Genomic DNA, 2,275 nt, shown 5'->3' with positions numbered 1-2,275 from the left:
CCATAAAGGATCTACTAATTCTTCTAATGGTGCATCTCCAGTTAGTCTTTCTACGACTACATGACTTGGAATATATTCTAATTGTCTTGCAACTAAAGAAATATATTCATCTCTTTCTAACATCTTAAAAGGATAATAGAGCTTATATAGACGACTATTTTGTGTGACATAGAGATTGTGAATCTTAATACCTTGAATATCTAGTTTTCCTACCGCTTTTGCAGTCTCCAACATCATCTCTATTGTTTCATTAGGTAAACCATTAATAATATGCACACAGACTTCTAAATGGTGTCTTCTTAACATAGAGAGTCCATCTAAGAATTCCTGATAAGTATGACAACGATTGATTTCTTTTGCAGTATTGTCATGAATAGTCTGTAAGCCTAATTCTATATAGACATCCGTTTTTCTATTTAATTCTTCTAAATAAGCACATATTTCTTCAGTGAGGCAGTCTGCACGTGTCGCAATCGCAATACCAACAACATCCTTCATACCAATAAATGGTTCATAGATCTTCTTTAACTGATCTAAAGAAGCATAGGTATTTGTATATGCCTGGAAGTAGGGAATAAAGACAGCTTCAGGCCACTTTCTTTTCATTACTTCAGCACCTGCTTTAAACTGTTCTAAAAGAGAATCACTATCTAGAATAAAGTCGCCAGAACCTTTCTCAGAACAGAATATACAGCCTCCAAAGCCTTTTGTCCCATCTCTATTAGGACAAGTAAAATGGGCATCTAAAGAGACTTTTGCGACTTTTTTATGATATCTCGTTTTTAAAAAATAATTGTATGTATGATAACGCTTGTTATCTAAAGAATATGGAAAAGGATTCATTTTTTATCACCTGGCTCATTATAACATAAAATGGAGGGAAAAATATGCTAGAACTTAAAGACTTAACTGTGAGTTATGATATTTGTATATTGGATCATGTGAATTATATATTTCCAGATACTGGTTTAGTAGGAATCAAAGGACCTTCAGGATGTGGGAAGTCTACACTTCTATATTGTTTATGTGGATTACTGCAATATAATGGCACAATTACTTTTAATCATGAAGTGATAGATAAAAAATTTAGTAAGATGATAGGCTTTATTAAACAGAATAATGATCTTATTCCTTCTTATACAGTAGAAGAGAATATCATGGCTGGATGTTATTTTGGACAGATTGGTTTTGATAAGAAAAAGATGGATAAGATTATTAGACGCTTAAAAATAGAAAAGCTTATGAAAAGATATCCTGATGAACTTTCTATTGGACAGATGAAACGTGTATCTATTGCCCGTGCCTTGTTAAAGGATGCACCTGTACTTTTATGTGATGAACCTACAGGTGCCCTTCATTATAAACAGGCAAAAGAGGTTATGACACTCTTAAAGGAAGTATCTGAAGATCGTTTAGTCATTGTTGTTTCTCATGATACATCCCTATTAGATGAATATGTCGATGTACTCATAGAGATGAAGAACCAGACATTACATACAATTAAAGACAATCATATAAATAAAGAAGTTCTTATTCCTCGACATAAGAGACACTTCTCTATGCGTTATAGTTTTAGAGAAGTATTGGGAGAAAGAAAGAGACTCGCATTACTCTCACTTTTTCAGATATTAGTCATTGTAACATCTCTAGTGATTATAAGTGGTTTAAATGGTCTTTCTACCTCTATAGAAAAATCTTACACGGAAGCACCACTTAAAGATATTGTAACTATATCCAGTCATGATGGAGAACCATTGTCTTTAAAAGAAAAAGGTACAAAACATTTTGATATAGAAAGTGGGTATATCAAAGGAGTTAATGCCTTGTTGATTCGTTTACCTGCTAAGAAAAATCATATCAAGCTGCTTTCAGGTCGTTTTCCTCATCATACAAATGAAGTCATTATTACTCATAATTTATCTCATAAACTCAAATCACAGTTCACATGTCATCTATTAGAAGATGAAACATATAAAGTAGTGGGAGTAATAGAAGATAATTTCTATCAGGATCAATTGGTTTGTTTCCATCATGATATAGATAAGACATATCCAGATTTATTAAGAGATGACAAAATAGATGTAGTCACAAAGGCTCCCGAAACACTTATTAAACGTTATGAAAAGAACTATGAAGTAGATAATGATGTATATATGAAGAAGATGAGTTATGGAACACTTATTTCTATTGGTCGTATGATTGCGTTAGTTTATATGATGATCCGCTTATTTGTGTCTATAGAAGATACAAACACAGTCTTCTCTTCTTTAAATTT

General features: G+C 32.4%; 2 protein-coding genes. One reads left to right on the top strand and one right to left on the bottom strand.

Going from position 1 to position 2,275, the window contains the following annotated elements; all coding sequences use genetic code 11:
• On the bottom strand, nucleotides 1-843 hold an 843-nt coding region (locus ACT8VG_RS10325; protein ID WP_444195817.1), incomplete at its 3' end, for a TIGR01212 family radical SAM protein.
• 44 nt (nucleotides 844-887) lie between these two features.
• Between ACT8VG_RS10325 and ACT8VG_RS10320 the strand changes: the two genes are divergently transcribed.
• Nucleotides 888-2,275, top strand: a 1,388-nt coding sequence (locus tag ACT8VG_RS10320; RefSeq protein WP_444195816.1) for an ABC transporter ATP-binding protein, incomplete at its 3' end; no start/stop codon positions are given.

Source organism: Catenibacterium sp. (genome assembly GCF_052354645.1).
GTDB lineage: Bacteria > Bacillota_I > Bacilli_A > Erysipelotrichales > Coprobacillaceae > Catenibacterium > Catenibacterium mitsuoka_A.
This window is presented reverse-complemented; position numbering and strand designations above follow the sequence as displayed.